At 39.5% G+C, this 22,587-nt stretch carries 24 protein-coding genes; 15 read left to right on the top strand and 9 right to left on the bottom strand.

Features of this window, described 5'->3' with window-relative positions:
• Position 1 precedes the first annotated feature (1 nt).
• Entirely contained in the window at positions 2-697 is a 696-nt protein-coding gene (locus T530_RS0109985) for a DUF4230 domain-containing protein (RefSeq protein ID WP_027728886.1), read from the bottom strand.
• Positions 698-805: 108 nt separating this feature from the next.
• Between T530_RS0109985 and hflK the strand changes: the two genes are divergently transcribed.
• The 4 genes from hflK to T530_RS14830 are packed head-to-tail and all read left to right on the top strand — an operon-like array spanning position 806 to position 5,964.
• On the top strand, positions 806-1,774 hold the full coding sequence (hflK, locus tag T530_RS0109980; protein WP_027728885.1) for an FtsH protease activity modulator HflK: 969 nt from the start codon (positions 806-808) through the stop codon (positions 1,772-1,774).
• A gap of 16 nt (positions 1,775-1,790) precedes the next feature.
• Positions 1,791-2,780 (top strand): protease modulator HflC, encoded by a 990-nt coding sequence (hflC, locus tag T530_RS0109975; protein WP_051537938.1) that lies wholly within the window; start codon positions 1,791-1,793, stop codon positions 2,778-2,780.
• 21 nt (positions 2,781-2,801) lie between these two features.
• Entirely contained in the window at positions 2,802-4,475 is a 1,674-nt protein-coding gene (locus T530_RS0109970; RefSeq protein ID WP_027728883.1) for a hypothetical protein, read from the top strand.
• Between the two features lie 49 nt (positions 4,476-4,524).
• Positions 4,525-5,964, top strand: coding sequence for a GGDEF domain-containing protein (locus tag T530_RS14830; protein ID WP_027728882.1), 1,440 nt, complete (start codon positions 4,525-4,527; stop codon positions 5,962-5,964).
• A gap of 1 nt (position 5,965) precedes the next feature.
• Here the strand turns inward: T530_RS14830 and T530_RS0109960 are convergent, their stop codons facing one another.
• The 3 genes from T530_RS0109960 to T530_RS0109950 form a co-directional block, all read right to left on the bottom strand.
• On the bottom strand, positions 5,966-6,391 hold the full coding sequence (locus tag T530_RS0109960) for a PIN domain-containing protein (protein WP_027728881.1): 426 nt from the start codon (positions 6,389-6,391) through the stop codon (positions 5,966-5,968).
• Positions 6,375-6,644, bottom strand: coding sequence for a hypothetical protein (locus T530_RS0109955; RefSeq protein WP_027728880.1), 270 nt, complete (start codon positions 6,642-6,644; stop codon positions 6,375-6,377). The genes T530_RS0109960 and T530_RS0109955 overlap by 17 nt, the downstream gene beginning before the upstream one ends.
• Before the next feature lie 102 nt (positions 6,645-6,746).
• Positions 6,747-7,049, bottom strand: a complete 303-nt coding sequence (locus T530_RS0109950) for a helix-turn-helix domain-containing protein (RefSeq protein WP_027728879.1) — start codon at positions 7,047-7,049, stop codon at positions 6,747-6,749.
• A gap of 252 nt (positions 7,050-7,301) precedes the next feature.
• Between T530_RS0109950 and T530_RS0109945 the strand changes: the two genes are divergently transcribed.
• From T530_RS0109945 to T530_RS0109920, 5 genes are all read left to right on the top strand, one after another.
• A complete protein-coding gene (locus T530_RS0109945; RefSeq protein ID WP_027728878.1) occupies positions 7,302-7,838 on the top strand; it encodes a hypothetical protein in 537 nt (178 codons plus the stop codon).
• A 57-nt stretch (positions 7,839-7,895) separates the two neighbouring features.
• A complete protein-coding gene (locus tag T530_RS0109940; protein ID WP_027728877.1) occupies positions 7,896-8,480 on the top strand; it encodes a hypothetical protein in 585 nt (194 codons plus the stop codon).
• Positions 8,481-9,018: 538 nt separating this feature from the next.
• Positions 9,019-9,546 carry a hypothetical protein gene (locus T530_RS0109930; protein ID WP_027728875.1) on the top strand — a complete coding sequence of 176 codons (528 nt, stop codon included), beginning with the start codon at positions 9,019-9,021 and terminating at the stop codon, positions 9,544-9,546.
• A gap of 362 nt (positions 9,547-9,908) precedes the next feature.
• Entirely contained in the window at positions 9,909-11,399 is a 1,491-nt protein-coding gene (locus tag T530_RS0109925) for an acyl-CoA carboxylase subunit beta (RefSeq protein ID WP_027728874.1), read from the top strand.
• A gap of 202 nt (positions 11,400-11,601) precedes the next feature.
• Positions 11,602-12,483, top strand: coding sequence for a DMT family transporter (locus T530_RS0109920; protein WP_027728873.1), 882 nt, complete (start codon positions 11,602-11,604; stop codon positions 12,481-12,483).
• A gap of 31 nt (positions 12,484-12,514) precedes the next feature.
• On the opposite strand, the gene metE is transcribed toward T530_RS0109920, so the two are convergent.
• Positions 12,515-14,803 carry a 5-methyltetrahydropteroyltriglutamate--homocysteine S-methyltransferase gene (metE, locus tag T530_RS0109915; RefSeq protein ID WP_027728872.1) on the bottom strand — a complete coding sequence of 763 codons (2,289 nt, stop codon included), beginning with the start codon at positions 14,801-14,803 and terminating at the stop codon, positions 12,515-12,517.
• Positions 14,804-14,925: 122 nt separating this feature from the next.
• Here metE and T530_RS0109910 point away from each other — a divergent pair, with 122 nt between their 5' ends.
• Together T530_RS0109910 and T530_RS0109905 are read left to right on the top strand one after the other, a co-directional pair.
• The gene (locus T530_RS0109910; protein ID WP_027728871.1) at positions 14,926-15,831 is read left to right on the top strand and encodes a LysR family transcriptional regulator; all 906 of its coding nucleotides are present in this window, start codon (positions 14,926-14,928) and stop codon (positions 15,829-15,831) included.
• A gap of 60 nt (positions 15,832-15,891) precedes the next feature.
• The gene (locus tag T530_RS0109905) at positions 15,892-17,073 is read left to right on the top strand and encodes an iron-containing alcohol dehydrogenase (protein ID WP_027728870.1); all 1,182 of its coding nucleotides are present in this window, start codon (positions 15,892-15,894) and stop codon (positions 17,071-17,073) included.
• A gap of 51 nt (positions 17,074-17,124) precedes the next feature.
• Here the strand turns inward: T530_RS0109905 and T530_RS0109900 are convergent, their stop codons facing one another.
• The 3 genes from T530_RS0109900 to T530_RS15320 form a co-directional block, all read right to left on the bottom strand.
• Positions 17,125-17,685, bottom strand: a complete 561-nt coding sequence (locus tag T530_RS0109900; protein WP_027728869.1) for a flavin reductase family protein — start codon at positions 17,683-17,685, stop codon at positions 17,125-17,127.
• Positions 17,686-17,744: 59 nt separating this feature from the next.
• Positions 17,745-18,425 (bottom strand): hypothetical protein, encoded by a 681-nt coding sequence (locus tag T530_RS0109895; protein WP_027728868.1) that lies wholly within the window; start codon positions 18,423-18,425, stop codon positions 17,745-17,747.
• 207 nt (positions 18,426-18,632) lie between these two features.
• Complete coding sequence (locus T530_RS15320; protein WP_256380941.1) at positions 18,633-18,758, bottom strand: hypothetical protein; 126 nt, start codon at positions 18,756-18,758, stop codon at positions 18,633-18,635.
• Positions 18,759-19,159: 401 nt separating this feature from the next.
• Between T530_RS15320 and T530_RS0109885 the strand changes: the two genes are divergently transcribed.
• On the top strand, positions 19,160-19,378 hold the full coding sequence (locus tag T530_RS0109885) for a hypothetical protein (RefSeq protein WP_027728867.1): 219 nt from the start codon (positions 19,160-19,162) through the stop codon (positions 19,376-19,378).
• The gene (locus T530_RS0109880; protein ID WP_252507364.1) at positions 19,379-19,672 is read left to right on the top strand and encodes a type II toxin-antitoxin system YafQ family toxin; all 294 of its coding nucleotides are present in this window, start codon (positions 19,379-19,381) and stop codon (positions 19,670-19,672) included. It abuts the gene before it with no gap.
• Positions 19,673-19,800: 128 nt separating this feature from the next.
• Here the strand turns inward: T530_RS0109880 and T530_RS0109875 are convergent, their stop codons facing one another.
• Positions 19,801-21,066, bottom strand: coding sequence for an argininosuccinate synthase (locus T530_RS0109875; protein ID WP_027728865.1), 1,266 nt, complete (start codon positions 21,064-21,066; stop codon positions 19,801-19,803).
• Positions 21,067-21,195: 129 nt separating this feature from the next.
• On the opposite strand from T530_RS0109875, the gene hisH reads away from it, so the two are divergent.
• Both hisH and hisF read left to right on the top strand, forming a co-directional pair.
• Positions 21,196-21,819 carry an imidazole glycerol phosphate synthase subunit HisH gene (gene hisH, locus T530_RS0109870; RefSeq protein WP_027728864.1) on the top strand — a complete coding sequence of 208 codons (624 nt, stop codon included), beginning with the start codon at positions 21,196-21,198 and terminating at the stop codon, positions 21,817-21,819.
• Position 21,820: 1 nt separating this feature from the next.
• Positions 21,821-22,585, top strand: coding sequence for an imidazole glycerol phosphate synthase subunit HisF (hisF, locus tag T530_RS0109865; protein WP_027728863.1), 765 nt, complete (start codon positions 21,821-21,823; stop codon positions 22,583-22,585).
• Positions 22,586-22,587 lie beyond the last annotated feature (2 nt).

The following is a 22,587-nucleotide window of genomic DNA, read 5'->3' as shown; positions in this document are numbered from 1 at the left end:
TTTACTCAAGACTTACCTCCACAGCTTCAAAACCAAGCGCGTACATCATCTGTGTGATTGTCTTTTTTGCTGAAGAGTCAGTCTCATTCAAAAAGCCCTCTCCTACAATTTCTTCTGCAATATTATTTCTTACAAGGTCAATTTCATCAAAAATTTCCTGAGTCGTAATGGGAACAAAGACGCTGCGTTTTTCATCAAAAACCGACTGATCTACAATTTCATTTCCAAGGATTTCAGATTTAGGAAGCTTGAGCCTGATGGATTTTTTTCCACCGTAAGAATCACTTATCTTAAACTTAATTTGGGAAACGTCGCCTATTCCCGCCCTGATAATTCCCGTAAACTTTACAATGCTGTAACTTTTAGAAAACATTATCGATTTTTTAAGGGTGATTACATCGCTGTAGCGGTACTTCTGGGTAATCAGTTCCTGAGCGTTCAAAAGCTGCTGAGTTACCATAGCCTCGTGGATTTCTTTTTTTTGACTAAAGAAAGTCTGCTTTAGGTTTGGCAGCATAATCATCAAAACAAAAGCCGCCACCAGAGTAAGGGTAATTATTGTAACAATCCGCAGGGCAACCTTAGTGAGAATAGGATGAGAAGCCGCTGAGGCATTTTTAGCAGCCGGCTTATTACGCAATTTTTCAGCCCTCTTCAAAAGTGATTTTTCTTCTGTATCTTCCTTTTTCTTTTCCATAGTGATAAATATAACACATTTTAATCATTTTTTAATTGTTTATTTTCTATATATTTTATATTTTTATTAAAAAGCATTTTATATTTTTTCTTATTGTGGAGGATTTTGATGGCTGACGAAAAAATCATCAAGGCAAAAAAGCACAAATCATTTGGAAAGAGTTTTTTAGGAACCCTGATTTTTCTGGGAATTCTTGCGCTGGCTGGTCTTACCAGTTTTTACGTGGTAGATGAAACTGAACAGGCAGTTGTAACCCGCCTTGGCCGCTATGCCTACACAACAGGCTCAGGCCTTCACACAAAACTTCCTTTTGGAATTGAAAGAAACTACAACGTACCGGTAAAAGTTGTTCAGACAGAACAGTTCGGATTTAAAACCGTAAAGGCCGGACGCAACAACGAATACAAAAACAATATTTCAACAGAAAGCACAATGCTTACAGGCGACCTCAACATCGTTGACGTTGAATGGATTATCCAGTACCGAATCGTAGATCCTAAGCAGTGGCTTTTTGGAGTCAGCGAAAAACGCCAGACAATCCGCGATATTTCACGCAGCGCAATCAACACTCTGGTCGGTGACCGCGCAATCCTTTCTGTAATGGGTAGTGAGCGTTCAAATATTGAAAACCTTGCCCAGAACATGATGAACGAAAATTTTGATTCACTCGGACTTGGAATCAGCGTAATTGCAGTAAAGCTTCAGAACATCGTGCCTCCTAGCGGAGTTCAGGACGCCTTTGAAGACGTAAACAAGGCCATCCAGGATATGAACCGCTTTATCAACGAAGGTAAGGAATCTTACAACGCAGAAATCCCTAAGGCTCAGGGTGAAGCAGACCGCATGATTCAGGTTGCAGAAGGTTATGCCGCAGAACGCGTAAACATGGCAAAGGGTGATGTTGCCCGCTTCAATGCCGTTTACGACGAATACAGAAAATCTCCAAAGGTAACCCGCGAGCGAATCTACCTTGAAACAATGGACGAGATTTTTGGCGCAGACACAAAGCCTGAACTTATTGACGGAAAACTTCAGAATCTTGTGCCGGTTAAGACATTCCAGGACAAGAAAAACTAAAGAGAGGTAAAGCGATATGGCAAAATCAACTACAAAATTTTTCACAGGATTTTTTACAATTGTAATTCTGGCATTCATTCTGCTTTTTATGGGCCCTCTTTACATCGTAAATGAGGGAAATCAGGTTGTTATCACCCGCTTCGGTTCTATTGTAGACACTCACACAGAAGCAGGACTTTACTTTAAGATTCCTTTCCTTGATCAGGTTACAACTTACTCAAAACTCGTGCTTTCTCTTGACGGTGACGAGCAGCGCATTCCTACAAAGGAAAATCAGTTTATTATAGTAGATACTACATCACGCTGGCGCATTTCAGATCCTGCAAAGTTCTATCAGAGCTTTACAAACATAGACAACGCCTATAACCGTCTTTCAGACATCATCGATTCTTCTACCAGAACTGTAATCACACAGAACAGACTTTCTGAAATCGTGCGCAGTTCAAACGGAATAAATGAAGAAAAGAACAATGAAGTTCAGGCAGACGACGAAGACACAAAAGAAATTGAAGCACTGGTAAACACAAACGTAGAAAACGAGCTGATTACAAAAGGCCGAAGCGTTTTGTGTAAGGAAATGCTTGCAGAAGCAAACAAGCTTGTTCCGGAATACGGAATTGAACTGATTGATATTCTTCCCCGCCAGATTAAATATTCTGACGAACTTACAGAATCAGTTTTCAACCGAATGATTAAGGACAGAAACCAGGTTGCACAGGCTTACCGTTCCCGCGGTGAAGGTAAAAAAGCTGAATGGCTGGGACGTCTTGAAAGCGACAAACGCTCAATTTCTTCTGAAGCCTACAAAAAATCAGAGGAAATCAAGGGTAACGCCGATGCTCAGGCCGCTTCAATTTATGCCTCCGCTTACAACAAGGATCCTGAATTCTACAACTTCTGGAAGAGCATGGAATCTTACAAAACAAACCTCAAGGATTACAAGGCAACCTACAGCACAAACATGGATTACTTCAAGTATCTTTACAATGCCGAGGGACGCCGTTAAAAATTCATACAGGGAAAATTTATGCAGTTGATTGAAATTACAGGAAAAAAAATAAAACTCAGTTCTGGAATGACAGAAGAAGCGTTTGCTAAAACACGTTTTGCAAGTCTTCTTACTGAGAAAGGAATTATTGCTCAGTGTGGTTTAACTGATGGAAAAGAAATCCCTGAAGAACTGGAGTTTTCATTTTCTGAATGGAATTTCGACAGCATAAAAAGCGAAACCGACGTAAGCGGAAAAAGCATTGTCTTTTATGAAGGAACTTTTGATTTTATGGAAGAAAATGCACCTTCCGCAGCTGCGCTGGCTGACCTCTCCGAATCTAACGACCCTAATTACGTAAAAGCCGCAACCCTAATCTGCGCTGCCATTAGATTCGCTGCGCATAGAGAAATACGTCTCCCGCAAAACGGAGGTGGAATTCTCATAAGCTTTGGTACAAATAAAGCAAACATAATCTTTTTGCCGGAAGAAATCTTTTTTAATTCAGTTCCAGCAGCTGATGACAAAATCTTTTCACGCTATATCGGTTTCTACCGCATTCCGCTTTTAAATTATTCAACTTCAATTCTTTTTACACAGGCTGTAATTACATACAGACTGCTAACCGGTCAGTTCCCTTTTGCAAAAGAAAATCCCGATGAACGATTCGCAGACATAATGGACAAAAACTTTCTTCCAGTAGAATATGCCGTAGAAGGAATAGACAAAGAAACTGCCGACCTTATAAACCGTGCAATTTCGCAAAGACCATATGGAACCCTGAAAGAACGTTTATATTTACACGACAATCTTTTCAAATTAATTTTGAACCATACCTCAAAATCAAAAGATTATACAGTGCAGAACAGCGAAAGTTTCAAAAAACGTTCTGAAGAATATTTAAAAGCAAAAAACAGTAGACTTGACCGTAAGAGAATGCTCAAAAAAAACTCTACAAAAATCCTTGCAGTTGCAGCAGCAATCTTAATCGTATGGATGTTTGCGGTAAGCATTGTAAAATCAAACCTTTCACAGCCGACAACAATCGGACTCAGTCCGACTCAGGTAACGGAATGCTTTTTCCAGGCCATCAACGAAAAAGACGTTCAGCTGATGATGGCAGCGTCAAAAGGCACCCCTTTCAAAAGCTATCTTACGGCAATTACAAACATGCACGTTGCAGACGCCGCAAGCCAGGCCTACACTTTTACCAGCCAGAACCAGAAGCCTGAAAAATGGTTTTTTTACGCCAAGGATAAGATTTCAGATTCAAACACCAGCGTCTGGGGAATCTCAAACCTTGTAATTGACGGCTATAAATCTCAGCTGGATGCAGTGCCGACTACAAAAAAAGCCCGCCCTGCCCCATATAAAAATGACGGAGACTTAAGCAGCAATTCAACTACTACTCTCAATGTTTCTTATTATATGGTAGAAACTAATACAGAAACTGGCGAACTTAAGGTTGAATACACGACAGGAGACCTCATTCTTTCCTGGCATAAAAACCGCTGGCTACTTACGGGAATTGACGTGCAGGCAGAACCGCTTTCTTTTGACACTGCAGAGTTCAAGTCTGAATATTACGAAGCACTTGCTGCAGAAAATGATGATGTCGTAAAAGCCGTTGACCGCCTTCGCTTCCGTTATCAGTGGGTGCCTTCCCATACTGTTATGGAAAATCAGGAAAAAATCCTTCGTGCTGGTTTTTAAGCAAAAAAAATTTTCACACCTTTTATAATTACGTGTTATAATAGGTGTGATGAATGCAGAAAAAATGACCACTCAAAACATCAAGCCTCTTGGAAGAAGCATCGCGCTTGGTTGTATTATTTTTATCATCACCCTCTGCCTTGTTCTTGGCATAACCAGCCACTTAAGCTACAAACGCTCGCTTTATCAGGGATATGAATCCTATATTATTGATATTTTAAATTACGTTGAAACCAGCATTGATGCTGAAGACCTTAAAAAATGTATTGAAACGACAGAACGCAGTCCAAAATATGATGAACTTGAAAAATTCATGGACGGAATTAAGGAAGATTTCAACATTCATTATCTTTATATTGTTAAGCCTTTGAATAGAAATCATACCGGCAACGTAATGAGCGTTCTTTCTGCGGAAAATTATTACGACCGTTACATCGACACGGAAGGAAACCTCTACCTTGGCTGGATAAGTGACGATGAATTTGACCTGCCGACTGTTAATAAATTATTTGAAATAATGGATAAACGCATACCGGTATTTTTTGAAGAAAAAACCGAATGGGGCTTTGATTATACAGGTGCACTTACTCTTTATGATTCAAAAAGCAATGCCTATGCAATTCTTGGTGTTGACATTGATATTACCATGCTTAAAAAACTGCTTCACAAGCAGGCAATTTTTACTGCAGGTATAATTATCATTCTTGGCCTTATATTTATGGTGATTTTCCTTTTGTGGTCTCGAACAAATGTTATCAGACCGATTACAATGCTTTCAAGAAGCGCAGTTTTATTTGTTCAGAAAAGCCACGGCCAGAGAAACATCAACCAGCTTCAGTTTAATCCGCCGGAAATCAAGCAGAAAAACGAAGTTTACAAGCTTTGCGCTGCAATCGAGCAGATGACCCACGATATGCAGGATTATGTTGTAGACCTTGTTTCTGCCGAGCTGGACTCAGAACTTTTGAAAAAACAGGCAAGCCAGATGACAGAGCTTGCAAATAAGGACTCTCTCACTGGCGTAAGAAATAAAACCGCCTATGACAAGGAAATGATGAAGCTGCAGTTTATGATGGAAACTGCCCGGGCAGAACCGTTCGGAATCGCAATGATTGACCTGAACTTCCTTAAAAAGACAAACGACACTTACGGCCATGAGCACGGAAATATTTCCATTCAAAGGCTGTGTCATCTTGTCTGCAATATTTTTGAACATTCACCGGTTTTCAGAATCGGCGGTGACGAGTTCGTTGTAATTCTGAAAGGTCAGGACTATCAGAATATAATAAATCTTACAAATGAATTTAATCAGGTCTTATCAGAATATGCCGCAAACGACAGTCTTGAACCATGGGAAAAAGTTTCCGCAGCCATCGGTTATGCCCTCTTCGACCCTAACATCGACACAAACGTTGACAATGTCTTCAAACGCGCCGACCAGAAAATGTACGCCCGCAAAAAACAGATGAAGGCAGTAAGGGAAGTTTAATTTATTTATCTGCGTGAACAATTAATAAGAATTCTTCAGGAGTAACGGCAGAAATTGTTGAATTCTTAAAATCTTTGCAATTTCTAGTAACGATGTAATCAAGATCTGATGCAACAGAAGCTTCATGCTGCATGGCATCTTCCAAATCATCAAAAGATACATTATTTACAGCTGAAATAATATCATGCTTATTCAAGCCTGCTACATCAAAAACATAAAGAAGTTTATTGAAGGTATTGCGGCATTCTTCAATAGAAAACTCTTCAATTTCATGAAGGATATAAAACATATTCGAAAAGGAATGAACTGCTATATAACCATCAACGAGAGTCTGACAACATTGCAAAACTCTTTTAGAATGTTCCAGATGAGGTTCTCTTAGCAAAATAACATCAAGAAGAATATTCGTATCAATTAAGACTTTCATACTTTCTCCACATGGCTTTTGCAATTTCCTTACGTCCGTTGATACTTATTTCATTTTTTGCAGGGCGAGCCATTGAAAAAAGGTCATCTAACGCCTGTTTTGCTAATTCGCGTTCTTCTGGAGTTTTTGAATTCTGCAAGGAACGTTTCTTTTGAGGCATATTTTCAATAAAAGCAATAACACTTAGAGTCTGTTCGTCATCTAAAGTATCTATATAATTGATAGCTCTTTGTCTGAGCGGCATAGCTGCCATATTGCGCCTCCTTATAAAAGGATTATATCACAGTTATTAGTTTTTTGTTAAAGCTTTATGAAATATTTTTTCAATGAATTTGTTACACTGCTAAATCAAATATCATCGATTATAAACAATATCTTCAACAGATTTCTGAATTTTATCAACTATTTCCTTTTGTATTTCAGGAGATAAAGAAGCAATATAAATTTCATCTTTATCCATAAATAATTTATAAGGCTGTATTTCCAATGCTTCTGCGATTTTCTGAACCATTTCTATGGACGGGAACTTCTTTCCAATTTCAATTTCACCTATATAACTTGTAGAAGTACTGCATTTTTCGGCTAACAGCATTTGTGACATTGATTTTTCTTTACGATACTTTTTTATATTAGAAATAAAAACAGTTCTCAAATCCATATATAATATGCTATCAGCGTATAAAACAATTTGACAATTTGCTTTTAGCCTTTTATAATAATTATAAAAAGCATATTAATACGCCATTAGCACATACATCATATTTTTAGATAGTTAAACAACAATAAAAGCTGTAAAAGACCTTGTTCTTTATGCTAACAAATAAAAAGTTTTTTTATTTAATGTAATTTTCTATTTCTTACTAATAAGAAATAAATGTTTATCACTCATTTAAATTTAGGAGGTACATTTATGAAGAAATTCTTTATTTGTATTTTTATTCTTATTTTACCAATTATTTTGTATTCACAAGAGACTAAAGCGAAAAATTATATTGACGGTTATGAGGAATTAGAATGGGGTTCTTCTGTAGAAAAAGTAAAATCTAAGTTTCCTGATTTAATAAAATTATGGGATGCAGATTGTATGACTAATGAGGAATGCTATACTGCTGAATCTGGTAAAGTAAGTCGGGTATTTCGTTTTTATAAAAATAAACTATATTGGGTACGTGTTATTTATGAAGATTTTACTCAAACACAATATGACGCTTTATGGAATAAATTAATTGAAAAATATGGAAGCCTTTATTATCCAATAGATTCAGATGAAAAAATTAAATTTGGATATCAATGGCTTCTCTTTACAGATTTAATAGTTACAGTTTCTGTAAATAATCAAATTAATGGTTTTAGGGCAAAACTTGGAGAATGGGTATTTGTCACATACAACTCGCGTTCAATTACTAAAGAAATGCAAACGGCTGCATCAGATGATATAGAATTATAATGAAATAAATACACCCTTCCGTTTTCGGAATGTGTTACACCATATCGAGGAATATCTATGAAAAAAATTATTATCATTCTTTTTACCTGTCTACTCTGTATTTCATGTTCAATGAATAATGATGTCAACATAACTGTTGGTTCTACAACGACTGAAAAAATAAAGAATGAAAAGCCCGTTCCGTCTGAAGAAACAGTGGAAGACGTTTCAGATGTAGGAGTAATTTCAGACGTTGAAGATGGTTCAGAAGAAGAAACTTCCGCTACCGAAGAAGTATCTGGTACAGGAGATGTTGGAGATGTTAATACTCCGACGGAAGAAAGTACCACACAAAAAGAAATTGATTGGGATAAAACTATTTCTAAAATAAACAATCTGCTTTTTGAATTGGGGTGTACTGTTTACAATGACCGTTTCTTCAAGGATAGAAAAAAGTTTATACATCCCGAAATTGAATGTAGTATTTACTATCCTAAAATTGAAGGCCTGGAATATACAACAACAACGATAGACAGACCTGACGGAAACGGGTGTAACTATTGGTATTACCATTATGAACTTTCACACACAACTGAAAATATTGAGCGTATAGCTAAGTTTCTTGGTAAAAATCAGGAAGAATTAATTGTATGGGAGAAGTAAATATTCATTATCCTATGACATTCAGAACTACAAGCAAAGTTTCTTTTCAGTTTGTACTAAGTGCCAAACAAGTTCTTTCTCTTTTCGGAAGGTTTTAAACACCATGAGAATAAAATTATGCATTACAAAGATTTCAAAAATTAAATCTGTAAAATGAGGAAATAAGATGATAGGTTTTATAATTTTCTTTGTTTTCGTGTGGATTATCTTTAAGGCGTTTAAATCTGACAAATCAGAAACCACTATTCAGAGAAAAGATGAAAATGGCAACTTTGTGAAAGAACATTATGAAACAGTCCATCACAGTGCAGGTCAGTCTGCAGCAAGATTTGTAATTTGTTTGATTATAGCAGTTGTTATTCTGATTGTGATAATCGCAAAGAACGGTTAAGCCTTGTATTCTAGGGAATTCAATGATGAGAATAAAATTACTGCTGATAAATAGGTAATATGTTCTTCCAATTTCAGAAGAAAATACCTCATAAAATATGATACTCGAAGAGTGTTTTACAAAATTGACAAATTATTGGAGTTTAAAATGAAAAAGATTTTTAGCATCATTCTAGTTTTGATGATTTTGACAGGTGCGGTGTTTGCACAAGAGACTGCACTTGACTTTCTTGATAGAGCTATTGCTTTGGCAGCAGTTCCAAAAGACGGACAGAATGTTGTTATGACAGCAGAATATGACAACTTGAAACTTGAACTTGCAGACCATGAGATATACAAAAATGATAGTATAACTAATGGTTGGGTTTCAGTAACTATCACACAAAAATTTAAGGATAAGATTAAAAAATATACAATGTCTGCGGTTTATGTCGATGACAACAAAAATCATACATACTTAAGTGCGAAAAAAAGAATGAGTGAAAAGTATGAAGAAATGAGCAAAACGCTTATAACTAATTATATTTTTGGTGTAGACGAAGAATATTTTGTAGATTGGTGCCAATTTTTTAAGGATAAATATAAATCAAAATATAGCTTAAATACCGATGATAACGGGGTTCCTCTTCAGATAGATGTTCAAATTGGTGTCATACAACCATCCAATGATAACTAAAATTTAGTAATCAGGCTATGTTTTACGAAATTTTGAAATAGAAGAATAATAAAAATCTATAACCTTGTTATGTAGATGTTAGATTTTTCCTATATTGATTATTTAATAAAATGCATAAATTATGCATTTAAGTGTAATGCAACAAACATAGAATACTACCAGCCGGGCGTTGCGGGGCGGCGTTTGAACCCCGCAGAGGGGGTAGCGGACAAGACCGGAGCGAGCTTTGCGAGTGAGGACTTGGGAGCGAGGGGGAGACTTTCCCCACCCCTATGTGCATTATTTTCTTTGACATTTCTTTATTTTTTGTCATATTGACACTTATTCGGATTGTGTAATATTATAGGAGCACGAGGTAATAAATGGAATACAATATTGAAAAACAGCATCAGAAGGGTAAACTTCATGCTATTGAACGCATCAATGCGCTTTGTGATAAAGATACTTTTGTTGAGATTTATTCCGGCGTGCGCCACAACTGTACTAGCTTTGGAATGGAAAAAAAGGACATTCCTTATGATGGCGTAATTACAGGTTTTGGAAAAATTAACGGACGTAAGGTTGCCGTTTATGCTCAGGATTTTACTGTTCAGGGTGGTTCGCTTGGTCTTATGCACGGTGAAAAAATCGCTGAACTCATCGACAAGGCTATTCAGAGCCGCTGCCCTGTAATCGGAATTAACGATTCGGGTGGAGCCCGCATTCAGGAAGGTGTTGACGCCCTCTGCGGTTACGGTGATTTGTTCTATCAGAACGTTCGCGCTTCAGGCTCTGTTCCTCAGATTTCTATTATTGCAGGTCCTTGTGCCGGTGGTGCGGTTTACAGCCCTGGAATTACTGACTTTATTTTTGCTGTTGATAAGATTTCTCAGCTTTTTATTACTGGTCCTAAGGTTGTAAAATCTGTAATGTTCCTTGATATTTCTGCTGAGGATTTGGGCGGTGCTTCCATTCACTCTCAGAAGTCTGGTGTTGCTCAGTTCCGCTGTGAAACTGAACAGAACTGCTACGAGCAGGTTCGCAAGCTTTTGGACTATATTCCTCACTACTATGGTGATGAAATTGTTCAGGCCGCAAAAATCAAATTTGATGAAAAGAAAAAGGCAAAACGCATTCAGGAGATTCTGCCTGAAAATCCACGTCAGGGCTACGATATCCGCCAGGTTATTGACTGCGTAACTGATGATGATTCTTTCTTTGAAACTTCCGCTGAATTTGCAAAGAACTGTGTAACCGGTTTTGCAAAGGTTGACGGCCGCTCGGTTGGTATTGTTGCTAACAATCCTTCCGGAATGGGTGGTGTTCTTGACTGCGATGCATCTGATAAGATTGCCCGCCACGTACGCTACTGCGACGCTTATAATATTCCTCTTTTGACTTTTGTTGATGTTCCTGGCTTTATTCCGGGACCTCAGGAAGAGCAGAAGGGTATTATCCGCCACGGTGCAAAGGTAATTTACGCTTATTCTGAATCTACCGTTCCAAAGGTAACTGTAATTACCCGCAAGGCTTACGGTGGAGCTTACATTGCAATGTGTTCTAAACACCTTGGAGCTGACTTTGTTTACGCATGGCCTGCATCAGAAATCGCCGTTATGGGTGCTGAAGGTGCTATCGGTATTTTGTATGCAAAGGAGCTTGCTGATCCTAACAAGGCACAGGAAGTTGCACAGAAGTCTGAAGAATACAAGAACGAGATTATGACTCCAAAAATTGCGGCTAAACGCGGATATATTTCTGAAGTTATTAATCCGGAAGAGACTCGTAAGTATATCGTGAAGAGTTTTGACTTCCTGCTTGAAAAAGCAAATATGGATAAACCATTGAAAAAGCACGGAAATATTCCACTTTAATATAAACACCAGGTTGAAAAACAGGGCTTCCGTTGCACGGGTTCGCAAAGTCATAGATTTGCGCTGATAGGAAATTATTTAATGGCTTCGCCATTCCAGCGCAAAAATGACTTTGCGCCCCCGCTCCACTCACGCCCTGTTTTTCAACAGTCTAACTTACAGCGGGATTTTTCCTGCCCTTTCTTTTACCACAGAAACAAAAATGACAAACACTTCCAAAGGCATTATTTTCCTTATTCTTTCGGCTTTTTCTTTTGCGGCTATGGCGCTTTTTGTACGGCTGGCGGGGGAAATTAATTTTATTGAAAAGGCTTTTTTCCGCAATGCGGTAGCGCTGGTGATTGCACTGGGCTTTTTGATTAGAGAAGGTCGCGAAAAGGGCTGGGAGTCGGTTGCAATTCCTAAGGGGGCGCTGATTTTCCTTTTTATTCGGGCTACGGCGGGCTCTATCGGGATTTTCGGGAACTTTTATGCAATTGACAGGCTTGTGCTTTCTGATGCGGCAATCTTAAATAAAATGTCTCCCTTCTTTGCAATTCTCTTCAGCATTTTTTTGATGAAGGAAAAAGTGCGTCTTGTACCGATGCTGGCAATTACCGGGGCATTTTTGGGTGCCATGCTTGTTGTAAAGCCAAGCTTTAATTTTACGCAAACCTTACCTACACTTGCGGGCTTTATAGGCGGTATGGGAGCGGGACTTGCCTACGCCTGCGTTAGAAAGCTTTCCAGCCTTAAATGCAACGGCAAGGTCATCGTGCTCTTTTTCTCTGTTTACTCCTGCCTTCTTTCTGTTCCCCACATGATAATGCACTGGGAGCCGCTGAACACTTATCAGCTTACAGTTTTAATTCTTGCAGGTGTCTGGGCAGCCTGCGGTCAGTTTGCCATCACGGCGGCTTACTTCCACGCCCCTGCCCGCGAAATCAGTATTTACGATTATTCACAGATTATTTTTTCTGCAAGCTTCGGCTTTTTCATCTTCGGCATGGTACCGGACTGGATGAGTCTTACGGGTTACGCCGTAATTATCAGCATGGCCCTGCTGAACTTCTGGTGGAATAATAAAAATCACAGCCAGAAGTAAATCTCATATCTCAAGCAGTCCTGTCACCCTTCTATACCGCTTTATCAAAGAAGATTGATTCGGCTCGCAGGATTTTTGCAGCTTCAACCAGATTAGAAAGGCTTCTTACAGTTTCTTCTTCTCCACGGGTTTTAAGACCGCAGTCAGGATTTACCCAGAGCTTTTCAAGAGGAACTTTATCCCGCATTTTGTTGAGGGCGCCTGTAATTTCAGAAACAGAAGGAACGCGAGGAGAGTGAATGTCATAAACGCCGGGGCCGACTTCAGTCTTAAAGTTAGCCTCATTAAGGGCGTCAAGAATTTTCAAATCAGAACGGCTTGCTTCAAAGGTGATTACATCGGCGTCCATATCATCAATTTCACGGATAATATCATTAAACTCGCTGTAACACATATGGGTATGAATCTGAGTTTCTGCGCGAACCTTGGCATGAACAAGACGGAAGGCAGGAATTGCCCAGTCCAGATATTCAGAATGCCAGTCACTCTTTCTAAGCGGAAGTTTTTCCCGCAGAGCGGCTTCATCAATCTGAATGATGCGGATGCCATTTGCCTCAAGGTCCAGCACTTCTTCGCGGATTGCAAGTCCAATCTGCTGAGCCTGCTCTTTAAGGCTGATATCCTCGCGCGGGAATGACCAGTTCAAAATTGTAACAGGCCCCGTAAGCATTCCCTTTACAGGCTTCTTAGTCCGGCTCTGGGCATATACTGACCATTCAACAGTCATAGGAGAGCGGCGGGAAACATCGCCCCACACTACTGGAGGCTTTACGCATCTTGTGCCGTAAGACTGAACCCAGGCATTTGAGGTAAAAATATAGCCGTCCATCTGACTGCCAAAATATTCAACCATGTCGTTGCGCTCAAACTCACCGTGAACAAGGACATCAAGGTCGAGTTTTTCCTGAAGGGCAATACATTCGTCAATTTTTTTCTGATTGAAGCTTACATATTCTTCCCGGCTGATCTGGCCTTTTTTGTAAGCGGCACGATTTGCGCGGACATCTTTTGTCTGCGGGAAGGAACCGATTGTCGTTGTAGGAAAAAGAGGAAGATTGAATTCCTTTTTCTGGATTTTTTCACGGATGTCAAAATCAGGCTTTCTGATAAAGTCATCACTTGTAAGACTCAAAAGTGCTGTCTGAACCTGAGGATTTTTCTTGACGCGCTCACGTGCAAAGAGTTTTTTATTTTCAGCAAAGGCTGCATCGTCGCCAGCCGCAAGTTCTTTAAGCTCGCAAAGTTTTTCTTCTGCAAAGGCAAAGTGAGTTTTTACCTCATCGCTAAGCTTATCTTCAAGCGAAGTTGTATAAGGAAGGTGAAGCAGAGAACAGGATGGCGCAATTACTATATTTTCTTCAGCTACAGATTTTTTGATTTCTGAAAGAAGGCTGAGCTTATTTTCGTAATTAGCCCGCCAGATATTTTTTCCGTTTACAATGCCGGCAAATAAAAGGGTATTTTTAGGGAAAGCTTTGTTTATCAAAGAAAGGCTTTCTTTTCCTTCAATAAAGTCCAGACCGATTCCGTCAAATCCAAGAGAAAGCACTTCATCATACAGGTCACGTATATCACCAAAGAAGGTGTTCAAAAGGATTTTCAGCTTTGTTTCCGCGCGAATTTTTGAAAGAAGCTTTTTATAAATGTTCAAGAAGAGTGATTTTTCTTCTTCATTCACATCCAGAACAAGAGCAGGTTCAGAAAAAATAATCCATTCAGCGCCAAGGGCTTCAAGTTGAAGGGCAAGTTGTGAATAGGCGTTTACAGCATCATCAATAAAATCTTCAGCTTTTTTTTCTCCAGTATAAGAGGCAAGATGCAGGAAGGTGTAAAGACCGGTAAGAGCTGGAAGAGTTTTAAGACCAAGACAAAGCGCCTCAGAAAACTCGCGTACAGGTTTTGAATTTTCTGCCAGCTGAATTTTTGTATCATCGCCGAGTTCAGGAACAAGGTAATGATAATTTGTGTTGAACCACTTTTTCATCGGAAGTGCCTTAACGTCGCCGGCATTTCCCTGGTAGCCGTGAGCCGCTGCAAAATAAGTTTCAAGCGGGCTGAGCCCGAGCTTTACATAACGGGATGGAAGAGAGCCCAGCAAAAAAGCTGTATCAAGTACGTTATCATAAAAAGAAAAATCATTTGAAGGAATAAAATCAATTCCCGCTTCCTGCTGCTTTTTCCAGCCATAAAAGCGGAGTTCTTTTGCAACTGCCTGCAGTTCTTCTTCGTTTATCTCGCCTTTAAAAAATTTTTCTGATGCAAATTTTAATTCTCTTTTCTTTCCGATTCTTGGAAAACCTGTTACTGCTGTTTTTGCCATATGCTTTTACCTACCTCTTTTATATGTTAGTTTTCATCAGTATATGAAATGACAAGATTTTATAAAAATACTATTTCTACATAGTTGGCAATAGCTTTTGCCTATGGTAATATTTTATCAATATGACCTTACAGCAGTTAAAATATGCCGTGGCAGTAGCCGACACAAAAAACATTACAGAGGCATCAAAAAAAGTTTTTATTTCGCAGCCCAGCCTTACAGCTTCTATCCATGAGCTGGAAGAAGAAATGGGTATCAAGATTTTCAGCCGGACAAACAAGGGCGTAACCCTTACTAATGAAGGTGACGAATTTCTTTCCTACGCGCGGCAGGTCGTGGAACAGGCAGGCCTTCTGGAAGAACGCTACAAGGGAAAGGGAGAAGCCAATCCTATTTTTTCTGTAAGCTGCCAGCATTATTCTTTTGCGGTAAATGCCTTTGTTGATGTCATCCGGGAATTTGGCGGAGCGGGCTACGACTTTACCCTTCGGGAAACCCAGACTTATGAAATTATAGAAGATGTTGCTCATTTAAAAAGTGAACTGGGCGTTTTGTATCAGAGCCATAAAAACGAAGACATAATATCAAAGCTTCTCAAAAAGAATAACCTGAACTTTGAAGCCCTTTTTACGGCTGGGCTTCACGTTTTTATTTCATCAGAAAATCCGCTGGCGCAAAAAGAAATCATCACGCTTGAAGATTTAAAGCCCTTCCCTTACCTGACTTACGAGCAGGGAAACTATAATTCCTTTTATTTTGCCGAAGAACCACTTTCTGCAATTGATTTTGACTGCCCTAAAAATATCAAGGTAAGAGACAGGGCAACCCTTTTCAATCTGCTTATCGGTTTGAACGGCTACACCATCTGTTCGGGAATTATCAGCCACGAACTGAACGGAGAAAACATCATAGCCCGTCCACTTGCAGTAGATGATAAAATGACGGTGGGAATTATAAGCCGCAAGAATGTATTTTTATCACGTTATGCCCAGAGCTATATAGAAGCGATTAAGCGGCACTGTAAATAACAAAAAGTTTCTTTGTCTTTGAAAGCCAGCCATATTATACTTTATAGAAGTGAGGTAAATATGGATAATTTTACATTTTACAGTCCGACAAAATTTGTATTCGGAAAAGAAATGGAAGCGCAGGCCGGAACGCTTGTAAAAGAATTTGGCGGAAGTAAGGTACTGCTTCATTTTGGCGGAAAGTCAGCAGAAAAATCCGGACTTTTGGGAAGAATCAGAAACTCATTAAAAGAAGCAAAAATTGATTTTGTCGAACTTGGCGGCGTACATCCTAATCCTCTTGATGATTTAGTTTATGAAGGAATTGATTTGTGCAAGAAAAACGGAGTTGATTTTATTCTTGCAGTCGGAGGCGGTTCTGTAATCGACAGTTCAAAGGCAATTGCGCTGGGAGTCTGCTATCAGGGTGACTTCTGGGATTTTTACTGCGGAAAGGCAGAGCCAAAGGCAGCCATCCCGGTTGGAACAGTTCTGACAATTGCAGCGGCAGGAAGTGAAGGCTCTCCTGACACAGTTATCACAAAAAAAGACGGAATGATTAAGCGCGGTTACGGTAACGACCTTCTCCGCCCCCGCTTTTCAATTTTGAACCCTGCCCTTACACAGACTTTACCGGCTTATCAGACAGCCTGCGGCGCAACAGATATTATGGCTCACGTTTGCGAGCGTTATTTCACAAACACTAAGAATGTTGAAACAACAGACAGACTCTGCGAAGGCGTTTTAATGTCTATGATTCACGAAACTCCAAAGGTAATTGCAGATCCAAACGATTACGAGGCGCGCGCAAATATCATGTGGGCTGGAATGGTTGCTCATAACAATATTGTTGGTGTCGGCCGCGAGCAGGACTGGAACAGCCACGGAATTGAGCATGAACTTTCAGGTCTTTATGACTGCGCTCACGGTGCAGGACTTGCGGTTATCATGCCGGCCTGGATGGATTTTGTTTACAAGCATGACGTCATGCGCTTCTGTCAGTGGGCAGAACGTGTATGGGGCTGCAAAATGGATTACCAGAATCCTGAAAACACAGCCCGAGAAGGAATTAAACGCTTCCGTGCCTTCCTTCACAGTATCGGAATGCCAATTAATTTTGCTGAACTTGGAGCAAAGGAAGAAGACATTCCTACACTTGTAGAAAAGTTCGGAATTGGAAGCGGCAAAACAGGCGGCTTTGTTCACCTGAGCGCAGCAGACATTGCAAAAATCTACAAGATTGCAGCTAAGGCAAGCCTTTAAAATTAAAAGACCCGGTTCATCATGAGCCGGGCGTTTTTATAAGGCAGCTTTTTACTTAAGTGCAGCACCGCAGCTAAAAGCCTGGGCGCAAGACTCTGCATTTACAAGATGATAGGTATGCGCTACCGGGTTATAGGAAATCGGCTTAAGTTTTGCAATATCAATTTTTCCCTCTGTCAAAACAGCTTCATCAGCAGTGACGTTTACAATTTCGCCGAATAAATGGCTGGTCTTTTCATCATAAGATTTCAGGCGGCATTCAAGGCTTACAGGAAATTCTGCAAAAACCGGCGCGTTCACATTCTTAGCTTTTTCAACGTGAAGCCCTGATTTTTCCATTTTATTTTCAACCTTATTGGCAGATTCAATTCCAACATAATCAGTAGGAATCACATTTTCCAAAGTAGCAGGGCTTACTGTAAATTCCTTGGTTTTCAAAATATTTTTTACAGTTTTGTGGGAAGCATCAAGACAGAGAAAAACTTCTTTTGTGTCCCCGATTCCGCCCCATGCTGCATTCATAGCATCAGCCTTTCCATTCTCATCATAAGATCCAACAATCAAAACTGGCATCGGAAATAAAATTTCTTTTGCGCCGCAATCACTTCTCATACTTTTCCTCCAGAAAGATAATAAATAACCTTGTTAAGGGTGTCAATCAACAATTTTTCTTAGTTTTCTATATTAGAACTGTATTCTCCATAGATTTCTATTTCACTTATTGCCGTGTTATCGTAATCCGTGCCTTTATAAACTTCTAAGATTTCAAATTTCAATAACGTAAAAGGAATGCCATAAGTTTCGTTATTTACAAGCTTTGTTTCAAATTCGAACTCCTGTTTTTCCTGCGAGTCTTTTAATTCAACAATTTTTTCCAAAATAACCGCAGCGTCTCCATCAACAAACATATTATTTATGTCAGAATTCAAAGGAACATCATAAAAAGTCAGTTTAGCTTTCTTTACACGATTATTTTTTTTGAATAATGCCTCATCCTTACAGTATCCATTATTTATCTGCAGCTTTATGTTAATGTTCTTCTTTTTTTTGTATGAAAACATAGACTCATCCTGCTTATAAAATGGAATCAGCAGATATTCATTTATACCGCTTCCAGTAGCACCTTCTGCCCATGCTGTTAAAGTATCATCATCAAATAAATTAGCATATCCATAAAAATTTATGTCTTTATTATTTTCATTCAGGAAAGAACTGCAGCAATATTTCCAATATTCATTTTTTTCATGAACTTCGTAACTAAAATAATCATTAATTGCATTCTTTATATCTTGTGTAAAAACATTAAACCCTATAAAAATTGTGAAGAATATTACAAAGAAGGACCTTTTCATTTTTAACTCCTATTTTTTCATTAATTATAACATTCACTATTATTTATATCTATCTGACAGAAAGACGGCTGGCTAAAAAAAATCCCGGCTCGTGATGAACCGGGTTTTATAAAATAAGTAATAAGGAGGGGAAAGCCTTCCCCTTCGCCCGCACTTTGTTGCGGGCTACCCTTTCTGCGGGCTCAAACGCCGCCCGCAACGCCTGCTTTACTCTGTTGGACGTTTTTTAAGATTCTTGCTTTCAACAATAGCCTGAACATTCCACATCGTATTAACTTCTGATAAAGTAACACTTTTCTTTTCTACAAATACTTCACGATTCTGGAAGTCCAATTTATTAACCGCAATTAAGAATCTTATATAAGTTTATATATAGCAGATTTCTATTAAATCATATTCTTGAATTTAGAACAGAAATTGACTACATACACACCATCATACTTTCGTTCAGTAATTATATGAAAATATCTTATCATAATTTAAAAATTCTTATTAAGACAAATCTGCAAACCGCGTGCAAAAAGGGACATGGGAGCGGTTTGCAGCATTGAATCCACAGGAATTAAAGGAAATTATAAAACAGGCTGCAAAAGATATATAAGATAACTGCTGATGTTTTAACTGGTAGCTTTCTTATTTTCAGAATCAACAAAGCTTTCGGAAAAAAAATAACTTTTGTACTAAAGTATGACAAATTAAGCAGTGCATGATATAATACAGAAAGAGGTATAGAAATGACTGTAGTAATAAATAATGCCAGTGGAACTCTCGTTCAAGCCTTAAAGGCTATGGTAAAACTTGATGGTGCATCTCTGTCATTAGATGACTATGGCTATTATTCCAAAAAAACTGTCAAATCAATTCTAAAAGCCGATAAGGAAATTGAACGTAAACGTAAAAAGGGCACATTAAAATTATATAACACTGTTGATGACATGTTCGGGGACTTGTAAGTGGAAGAACAGGAAAAATATATCTATAAATTAGCAAAATCTTCAGCTTTCAAAAAAGACATGAAATCTCTTTCCAATGAAGAACGGGAAGAGACAAAGGAAGTTATCCGAAAATTAGCAAAAGGCGAAACTCTTGATGAAAAATATCATGACCATCAGCTTTCAGGTCAATTAAAAGATTTCCGTGACTGTCACATTCGCCCAGATTTAGTTCTTATATATAGAATAAAAGAAAAGATTTTAGAGTTATACGTTTATCGAATCGGAAGTCACAGTAAGTTGTATAAGAAATAATAAAGCGGGGTCTTAGGGGGGTAAGCGAAGCATCCCCCTAGGAGATGGGGGTGTGGCGAAGACCGCTTGCGGGCTGAGCCCAGGGGGAAGGCTTTCCCCCTCATTATCACACTCCAAAAGAATTGATATTACTCAGTAGGTCTCTTCTTAAGATTTTTGCTTTCAACAATAGCCTGACCTTCACCTACACTCTGCTCCATCATAGCGCGAACTTTTAATGGAAGTCCGAACAATGTGATAAAGCCTTCTGCATCCTTGTGGTTGTAAAGCTCGCCGGTTGTGAAAGATGCGATTGATTCGTTGTAGAGGCTGTATTTTGAACCAGAACCTGCACCACGGATAGCGCCCTTAATCAGCTTAACTTTTGCCCAGCCGGTAACAGTTTCTTCTGTCTTGTCAACAAAGGCCATAAGGCTGTCGAACAAGGTTGTGAACCATTTTCCGTCGTAGATGAGTTCGCCGATTTTGATTGCAATCTGCTGCTTGTAGTGGTAAGTATCGCGGTCAAGACAGATGTGATCCATCATGCGGTGAGCAAAGTAAAGGATTGCTCCACCCGGTGTTTCGTAAACGCCGCGGCTCTTCATACCAACACAGCGGTTTTCACAGATATCAACAAGACCAACACCGTTGCGTCCGCCGATTACGTTGAGTTCATTCAAAAGGTCTACTGCATTCATTTTTTTGCCGTTGAGTGCAACTGGAATTCCTTTTTCGAATTCGATTGTTACGTACTCACCTGCATCAGGAGCTTCTTCCGGCACAACAGTATTTTTGAGCATGTGCTTGTAGTTTGGCTCATTTTCTGTCTTTTCAAGTTCAAGACCTTCGTGGCTGAGGTGCCAGATATTCTCATCGCGAGAGTATGACTGGTCTTTCTTCATTGGAACTTCAAGTCCGCGGTCTTCAAGATATTTGATTTCAGCTTCGCGGCTGTCCATGTTCCATTTGTCATCACGCCATGCAGCGATAACTTTCAAGTCTGGAGCAAAAGCTTTGATTGCAAGTTCAAAACGAACCTGATCGTTACCCTTACCTGTAGCTCCGTGACAGATTGCAACAGCGCCTTCCTGGCGGGCATATTCAACAAGGATTTTTCCGATAAGAGGACGAGCTGTAGAAGTTCCTAAAAGATATTCATCTTCGTAAACTGCGTTAGCCTTTACAGCAGGCCAGATGTATTCTTCAATATATTCCTGACGTGCATCTACAACATAGCATGCAGAAGCACCTGTTTTGAGGGCACGTGATTTGATTGCAGCCCAGTCATCACCCTGTCCTACGTCGATGCAGACAGCGATTACATCATAATCATAATTTTCTTTGAGCCATGGGATGATAACAGTTGTATCAAGTCCACCAGAATAAGCTAAAACTACTTTTTCTTTTGCCATAAAAAAGGCCTCCTAAACTGCATAAATATACAAAAAGAATATCGTTTTATGCATAAAGTTGCAATAATTTAATACATTTTTTTTGAAATTCACTTGAAATGAAAAAAGCATTAAAGTACCCTTACAACCATGATTGGAATTGTTGATTACAACGCTGGAAACATTACAAGTGTGGAACGCGCGCTAAAAAGTCTTGGAATTGATTTTGTGCTTTCAAAAAAAACTGAAGACCTGGAAAACTGCGACAAGCTGATTTTCCCGGGAGTTGGTGATGCGGCTTACGCCATGACTCAGCTCAAAGAAACTGGCTTTGAAGAATTTTTGAAGCGAAAGTGTAAGGATGGAGTTCCGCTTTTGGGAATCTGCCTTGGCTCTCAGATTATTTTTGACTGGAGCGAGGAAGGTGATACTCCTTGCCTAGGCCTTGTTAAAGGAAAAATCCGATATTTTGAATCGATTAAGGCAGGCCTTTCGCACGAAGGATTTAAGATTCCGCAGATTGGCTGGAACAATCTGAATGTAAAGCACGGCGGTTCTGCAATTCTTGACGGCGTAAAAGAGGGCGCAGATTTTTATTTTGTCCATTCATACGTAATCTGCCCTGAAGACGAAAATGTAATCAAGGCAAGTGCAGACTACGGAATAGAAGTTCCTGCTGTCATTCAGTGCGGAACCATTTATGCCTGTCAGTTCCACCCGGAAAAATCCGGCGAAGAAGGTCTTAAGATTTTGAAAAACTTCTGCGAGATGTAATATGCTGAAAAAAAGAATTATTGTTTGTTTGGATGTAAAGGACGGACGCACAACTAAGGGCGTTAAGTTTCAGAATAATATTGATATTGGTGACCCGGTTGAAATGGCGGCTGAATACTACCGACAGGGCGTAGACGAACTTGTTTTTTATGACATCATTGCTTCTGCGCGCGGCCGCGGCCCTATTCTTGATTTGATTGCAAAGGTTGCATCTCAGGTATTTATTCCATTCTGCGTTGGCGGCGGCATTGGTACCATAGAAGATATCCGTTCAACAATTCTTGCGGGTGCGGAAAAAGTAAGCTTGAACTCGCAGGCGGTAAAAAATCCGGGGCTGATAACAGAGGGTGCCCGCATTTTTGGAAATCAGTGCATTGTACTTGGAATGGATGTCAGACGCGACCCTACAAAGCCTAGCGGATTCGGAACAACAATAAACGGAGGCCGTGTAGACACAGGTCTTGATGCTCTTGAATGGGCAAAAAGAGGTGTTGAACTTGGTGCCGGAGAAATCGTTTTGAATTCGATGGATGCGGACGGTACAAAAAACGGCTACGACATTGAATTGACAAGATTGATTGCAGAAAATGTTGCCGTGCCGGTTATTGCAAGTGGCGGCGGCGGTACACCTCAGCACATGGCAGATGTCTTAAAAGAAGGAAAAGCAGACGCTGCCCTGATTGCAACTATGGTTCATTCCGGCGCTTACACAGTAGGCGGAATTAAGGAAGAACTTGATAAACTTGGCGTTCCGGTGAGAAAATAATT

Origin of the sequence: Treponema sp. C6A8 (genome assembly GCF_000619925.1) — a bacterium.
Classification (GTDB): Bacteria; Spirochaetota; Spirochaetia; order Treponematales; family Treponemataceae; genus Treponema_D.
The sequence above is the reverse complement of the archived record's forward strand: the minus strand, read 5'-3'. Positions and strand labels throughout refer to the sequence as shown.